Genomic DNA, 5535 nt, shown 5'->3' with positions numbered 1-5535 from the left:
TCGAAAAGCCGGCGCCCGCTTCGGTGGGCGCCGGCTTTTTCGTGCCTGAACCCTGCGGCCGGGGCTTCGCCGCTGCCGCTCCCCGTCTGGACGCCACTTTGTGTCGATGAACGCCGGTTTGGCGCGTCCCTGAGAGCGTTTGTCGATACAAACAGGCGTCCAGTCGTAGACGACGCGCACGCACGCTCAAAAGAGAAGTCCGGAGAACCACCTCACCGGCCCAGCCGGCCGGCAAGTCAGGAACTGCCGGAGGACTCAACACACCCGCAAGTAAACTCGGCCCCATGGGTATTCAGCAGCCGTTCCACCGCCCCCGCCGCCTGCGGCAATCCCCGGCCATGCGCCGTCTCGTCTCGGAAACCTCACTCGAGCCGCGCCACCTTATCCTTCCCGTGTTCGTCGCCGACGGCCTCACCGAGCCCAAGGAAATCTCCTCCCTGCCCGGCGTCTACCAGCACACGGTCGAGTCGATCAAGCAGGTCTCCCGTGACGTCGTGGCGAAGGGTCTCGGCGGGATCATGGTCTTCGGCGTCCCGAAGGACGAGGACAAGGACGCGACCGGCGAGGCTGGCGTTAGCCCCGACGGCATCCTCAACCAGGCACTCCGGGCGATCCGCGAGGAGGTCGGCGACGACACGCTCGTCATGAGCGACCTGTGCCTCGACGAGTTCACCGACCACGGCCACTGCGGGGTGCTCGGCACCGACGCTCGCGGCGCGCAGGTCGTCGATAACGACGCCACCCTCGAGCAGTACGCGAAAATGGCGGTCGCCCAGGCGGAGGCCGGAGCGCACATCGTGGCCCCCAGCGGCATGATGGATGGACAGGTCGCCGTCATACGTGAAGCCCTGGATGCGGCCGGCTACCAGGAGACCGTCGTGCTGGCCTACGCCGCCAAGTATGCGAGCGCGTTCTACGGGCCGTTCCGGGAGGCGGTCGGTTCGTCGCTCAAGGGGGATCGGCGCACCTACCAGCAGGATCCGGGCAACGCGCGCGAGTCTCTGCGCGAGGTCGAGCTCGACATCGACGAGGGCGCGGACATCGTCATGGTCAAGCCGGCGATGTCGTTTTCGGACATCATCGCGCAGACCGCGGCAAGCGTGGACGTGCCCGTCGCGACGTACCAGGTCTCCGGCGAATACGCGATGCTCGTCGCCGCGTTCGAGCGCGGCTGGCTCGACCGCGAGCCGGCGATCGTCGAGTCGCTGTACAGCCTCCGCCGCGCCGGCGCCGACATGATCCTCACCTACTTCGCGCTGGAGGCGGCACAACTTATTAATGACGGCGGACCCCACGGAGCGCCGGTCGGCTGGCAGAATCGCACGTAATCGTCCATTTCGCCCGGCCGGGGCGAAGAAAGGGGTCACTTGTGGCGCAGCCGCCGTTCCCGCAGCCGCAGCCGGAACCGAACTTTCCGGAGCGTCCGGAAGGTCCCGGGCTGCCGCAGCCCGGCGGTGAGCCGCGCCTGCCCGAGCCCGACTGGGGTTCGCCCGTGCCCGGCGAGGGCCGGCCGGGTGGCGACCCCGAACCGCACACCCCCGGCAGGCAGCCCGGCGGGGCGGGGGAGCCGGGGATTCCGGGAGGCAGCGGCCCCGGCAGCCCCGGCGGCCCCGGCAGCCCCGGCGGCCTCGGCGGCTTCGGCGGGGGAAATCCCGAGGGCGAGGGCTCCGGCGAGCTGCCCCGCGAGGGCGAGGTTCCGCGCGAGGGCGAGCGCGGCGGAGGCGATGCCGGCTACGGCGCGGGCGGCGGAGGCCAGTGGCCACCGCAGCCGCGCGAGCCGCAGCGGCCGGGTGAAGAGGGCGAATCCGGCGACGGCAACCGCAAGGACCGCGACGCGCCCGAGCAGGTGCGGACCGCGTGGTTCCTGTACATCATGGCCGCGATCGCGGCGGTCCTCGCGTCGGCGACCGCGCTGCTGCCCGGCGGCCGGTCGGTGTCGGTCGAGCAGGTCCGGGATGCCGTTCCCGGCGGCATGAGCGAGTACTCGGACGAGCAGCTTCAGGCTGCCGCCACGCTGTCGGGCATCCTCGGCGTCATCCTCGTGGTGGTCGTGTCCGCGCTGTTCCTGCTTGCGGCGCGCCAGCTGTTCAAGGGCAAGCAGTGGGCGCGGGCGCTGCTCACGGTCGGGTCGATCGTGCTCATCGCGCAGGGGCTCGCGGCGCTGCTCGTGCTGTTCGCGGGCGGTTCGCCGCAGGGCGCGCCCGCGGAGGCAGAGCCGGTCCCGAACTTCATCGAGCTCGCCGCCTCGGTGTGCGCCGGGCTCTTCGCGGGTACGGCGCTGTGGCAGCTGTACACCAAGGAATCGACGGCGTTTTTCCAGGAGCGTTCCGGTGTCGGCAAGCCCTGAGTTCCCCGATGGCCTCGACGATCCGCGCGACGCGGGCGACCCGCGCGACCCCGGCGCCGACGACGCCCGCATGCCGCGCGACCCGGACCCGCGCCTGCGCAAGCAGACCGTGTTCTACGCCGAGGACGGCTGGTCGTGGGCGTGGATCCTCGCCGCGCCGATCTTCTGCGCCGCTGCCGGCCTGTTCGAGGTGGCGACGGGTGCACCGGTGCACTGGCTCATGCTGTTCGTCTGCGCGCTGGGCACGATGATCACCCACGGGATCATGATCGCCGCGACCCGCGTCCATGGCCGCCTGCGCGTCACCGACGAATCGCTGTGGCAGGGCACTGAGGAACTCCCGTACGTCGAGGTCGACGGCGTGCTGCCCGAACCCATCGAGGGTTCGCGCCTGCTCGGGGAGCTGCGCACGGTCCCCCGCAAGCGCGGCGAGGTCGGGATCAAGCTCGCCGATGGCTCCCTCGTCCGCGCCTTCGCACGCGACCCCGAGGCCCTGTCCGACGCCCTTGTCCCGCACGTCGGAACCGCGGAACCGCCGAGAAATTCGGAAGACGGCAATACACCACCGCTGGATGACGTCGGAGGCACGCATGACTAGCCCCCGCCGCTTCCCGCCGCGAGCGAGGACACGCGCGATTCTGCTCGCCTCCGCCGTCATGGCCGGTCTGTTGGCCGTTGTTCTGTGGTACTCGGCATCCACGATGGAGCTTGCGGGCTCCCCTGTGGACCCGGAAGGGCAGGTGCTCGACCGGTCGTGGGACACGAGGCGACTCGGGGCTGCGGTGGTGATGTTCAACGTCGCGCTCCTCGCGTTGTTCGCGGCGCTCGTTCCACCCAGCAATGCGCCGGCCGCTCCACATAGTGAGATCGATGCGTCCGACGACGCCCCCTTTCAGGAAGCGACGGACGAAAACTGAGCGTGTCAACCAGGCATCGTGCAGCGACTTTCAGCATCCACTTAGAGTGCACAGGTATCAGTTGAATTTCGTTTCCGGATCGTTGCTTATGTCCCTTTCACCGCCTGTTTGGACCGACTAATGTGATGTCGGATCGAACGCGGGAATTACAACCGTGTGAGATGAATGGCACGACTAACCGTCGGCGCCCCACTTGTGACGAAGCGGGGAGGGCCGGCGCATTGTGGATCGGGGAATGGTGCAGGTCAAAGGTAAGATCGTAAGTGTGGCGGCAATGACAGGAGCCGCTGCGGTGATGGCAGCGGGAACGGCCACGGCGGTGCAGCCGATCCAGTGGCAATCCTGTGAGACGCTGTTCAATCTCGAGCCCGGCTCGGTCCCCGAGGAGCAGCGCCTCGAGTGCGCGATCGTCGACGCCCCGCTCGACTACGACAACCCGGACGGCCCGACCACGCCGATCGCGGTGTCCAAGGTCTCGCCGAAGTCCGGCCAGTCGAAGTCCGCGATCTTCGGCAACCCCGGTGGCCCCGGCGACGATGCGCTCATGTTCTGGGCGAACCGCGACACCGGCCTCGCGCCGATGGACCTGTACAACGACCACGACCTCATCGCCGTGCAGCCGCGCGGGCTGTGGGGCTCGAACCCCATCCAGTGCGACCCGTCGCTCGCCTCGCCGCTGGCGCTCAACCCGCTGCACGATGCGTGCTACGGCACCAACGGCGCCTACATCGAGTCGATGACGACGGAGAACGCCGCCCGCGACATGGATTTTGTCCGCCAGTCCATGGGCCTGGAGACCATCGACTACTACGGCGTCTCCTACGGAACCAAGCTCGGTGCCGATTACGCGACGCTGTACCCGGAGCACACGGGCAAGATGATGCTCGACTCCAACGTCGGCCCGGACTGGGCGTGGTCGGAGCAGTCCGCGCGCACCACCGAGGCGCAGCACGCCCGCATGTACGACATGTTCGAGTGGATCGCCGACCACGACGAGACCTACGGCCTCGGCGACACCCCGCTCAAGGTATTCAACCGCTGGAAGGCGATCTCGGACCAGGAGGTCGGCGGGCCGTCGAACATGATTCCGCCGGCCGCCGAGGAAGGCGACCTGCCGAACGAGCTGCGCGGCACGCCCGTGCAGCAGCCGGTGCTCGACGTGGTCAACGCGACCGGCCCGGGCCGCGCACGCATCGAGGGCCTGTGGAACGCGATCACGCTGCGCGAGCTCACCAACAATGCGGCCTCGGGCATGTACGACACCGCCGTCGGCGCCTCGTACAACGAGACCTCGTGGCCGATGGTCGCGAACATCCTGTCCTACTACGACAAGAACCAGGGCGAGATCCCACGCGTCAGCCCGGTTGCCGCGCAGCGCATCCGCACCGCGAAGGCCTCGGACAACACGCAGTTCAACACGCAGCACGACATGTTCCGCATCGTCACCTGCAACGAGGACCAGACGGTGCAGAACCCGCTGGCGATCGGTTCGGCGAAGCTCGACGCGAAGACGGGCGGCGACCGCCTGCTCGCCCAGGCAGCGGGTCAGCGAGCCGGCTCGGACTGCTTCGGCTACCAGCCGGTCACCGAGCCGATCAAGGTCTCTGGCGAGGGCCTCGAGCAGGAGCCGGTCCTCCTGCAGAACGTGCACGACGCGGTCACGCCGATGGGTGGCGCCGAGAACATGCTCGAGCGGATGGGCGGCAAGCTCGTCACGGTCGACAACGGCGGCCACGGCGCGTTCCGCACGGGCAACAAGTTCATCGACGACGCTGTCACGGACTTCTTCGACAACGGCACCGTCCCGCCGGACACCCTCCCGGGCCGCCCGGCCCCGAAGCCGCTGCCGACCACCCTCGAGGGCGAGTACCCGAGCAACACCGTCGGCTACGGCGACGGCGAGAACCCGCTCGCGAAGGCGCAGCGCGATGTCTCGAACGCCGTGGACGCCGGCGCCCAGGCTGCGCAGGATGCCGTTGCGCCGGCCGCCAAGCAGGCGCAGGCTACCGACCAGCAGGCCGATGCTCAGCAGAACGGCGCGCAGCAGGCCGGCACGCAGGCCACCGACCAGCAGGCGCAGAACAACCCCACCAAAGACGGCGGAGCTGCAGAAGATCCCGCGGAAAAGGCCGCTCGCGATGCAGCGGCGGGCATCGACCAGGCGGTCGGCGCACTCACGGGTACGCAGCAGTCCGGTGCGCAGTACACGGTGGACGAGTACTACGGGAAGTAGCCTTCGGTAGCCTTCCTGGCTATAGACGACCAGCGGCC

At 68.9% G+C, this 5535-nt stretch carries 5 protein-coding genes; all 5 read left to right on the top strand.

The genetic code is table 11. The features are described from left to right. Positions 1-284: 284 nt before the first annotated feature. The 5 genes from hemB (at position 285) to K8V11_RS06570 (ending at position 5497) form a co-directional block, all read left to right on the top strand. A complete protein-coding gene (gene hemB / locus K8V11_RS06590; RefSeq protein ID WP_303911896.1) occupies positions 285-1328 on the top strand; it encodes a porphobilinogen synthase in 1044 nt (347 codons plus the stop codon). Positions 1329-1369: 41 nt separating this feature from the next. Then, positions 1370-2347, top strand: coding sequence for a hypothetical protein (locus K8V11_RS06585; RefSeq protein WP_303911894.1), 978 nt, complete (start codon positions 1370-1372; stop codon positions 2345-2347). Next, the gene (locus K8V11_RS06580) at positions 2331-2945 is read left to right on the top strand and encodes a hypothetical protein (RefSeq protein ID WP_303911892.1); all 615 of its coding nucleotides are present in this window, start codon (positions 2331-2333) and stop codon (positions 2943-2945) included. Before K8V11_RS06585 ends, K8V11_RS06580 begins: the two co-directional genes overlap by 17 nt. Next, positions 2938-3264 carry a hypothetical protein gene (locus K8V11_RS06575; RefSeq protein WP_303911890.1) on the top strand — a complete coding sequence of 109 codons (327 nt, stop codon included), beginning with the start codon at positions 2938-2940 and terminating at the stop codon, positions 3262-3264. Before K8V11_RS06580 ends, K8V11_RS06575 begins: the two co-directional genes overlap by 8 nt. Positions 3265-3538: 274 nt before the next feature. Continuing rightward, positions 3539-5497: an alpha/beta hydrolase gene (locus K8V11_RS06570; RefSeq protein WP_303911898.1), complete on the top strand. Its 1959-nt coding sequence runs from the start codon at positions 3539-3541 to the stop codon at positions 5495-5497. The last annotated feature ends 38 nt before the right edge of the window (positions 5498-5535 follow it).

The sequence above is a fragment of the Dietzia timorensis genome (assembly GCF_020742175.1).
Classification (GTDB): domain Bacteria; phylum Actinomycetota; class Actinomycetes; order Mycobacteriales; family Mycobacteriaceae; genus Dietzia; species Dietzia timorensis_A.
Note: the sequence above shows the minus strand (reverse complement) of the source record. Positions and strands in the feature narration are given on the sequence as shown.

Bases quoted from the DNA above. Each gene is read 5' to 3' on its own strand.
- hemB (WP_303911896.1), top strand. From the start codon at position 285: ATGGGTATTCAGCAGCCGTTCCACCGCCCCCGCCGCCTGCGGCAATCC.
- K8V11_RS06575 (WP_303911890.1), top strand. From the start codon at position 2,938: ATGACTAGCCCCCGCCGCTTCCCGCCGCGAGCGAGGACACGCGCGATT.
- K8V11_RS06570 (WP_303911898.1), top strand. From the start codon at position 3,539: ATGACAGGAGCCGCTGCGGTGATGGCAGCGGGAACGGCCACGGCGGTG.